The organism is Mycolicibacterium vaccae NBRC 14118 = CIP 105934 (genome assembly GCF_001552715.1).
Classification (GTDB): Bacteria; Actinomycetota; Actinomycetes; order Mycobacteriales; family Mycobacteriaceae; genus Mycobacterium; species Mycobacterium vaccae.
In genome coordinates this window covers 1-736 of the sequence record NZ_BCRS01000362.1, presented here as the reverse complement: position 1 = coordinate 736, position 736 = coordinate 1, and the positions used below count along the sequence as shown (strand labels likewise).

The window sequence follows — 736 nt, the reverse complement described above, 5'->3', positions numbered from 1 at the left end:
CAGGCACCGACGCAGGCGCGTGGGCCTCGGGCAGCGCGTGCGGCACGGCCTCGGGCACGGGGCCGACGACGTGGGCGGGGTTCACCCCGGCGGGCAGATGCGCCTCGGTGCCGGGCACCGCGCCGGTCGCCGGGACGTGCGCGACGGGCTGGGCGACGAAGGAGTTGACCGCCGACGCGACATCACGCGAGGGCTGCGGCGCCGCCATGTCCCCGGCGAACACGGCGGCGGCCGCCATCAGCATCGACGCCGCATTGGTGGGATCAGAGGCCGCCTGCTGGATCACCGGTCCGATGCTCTGCACCGCGGGCAGGCCGGGGGCCTGCAACCCGTCGATCGGCAACGGCGGCGCCGGTTCTGCGTGCGCCACTCCGGTGACGCCGGCCGTCAGCAGCAGAGCAGAGGTGCAGACCGCCAGCCTGGTGGTGAGCGCGGTCGCCTTCGCTGAGATGGGCCGGGTCGTAGGCATGATCCCCCAATACGTGGGTCGTTTCAGATGGTTTCAGAGGGCTTCGGCGCGTGCCGAAGGTCAGGGCAGAGCCGACAGCGGGCTGAGCAGCGACCCCGGTGCCGGAGCAGCAGCAGGAGCAGCCACGGGGGCCGCGACCGGAGCGGCGGCGTCGGTCGGCAGCAGACCGGCCAGCGGCGTGCCTGAGGGCAGCAGCGAGGCCAGCCCGCCGGGAACTCCCAGCGAGTCGGTCAGCCCCGACAGCGGCGACGCGGGAGCGGCGGGCGC

General features: G+C 74.7%; 2 pseudogenes. Both read right to left on the bottom strand.

Annotated features, from left to right (window positions below):
- Window positions 1–469: pseudogene (locus MVA01S_RS30030) on the bottom strand (Rv1157c family protein); the annotation flags it as partial.
- Window positions 470–529: 60 nt separating this feature from the next.
- Window positions 530–736: pseudogene (locus tag MVA01S_RS30025) on the bottom strand (hypothetical protein); the annotation flags it as partial.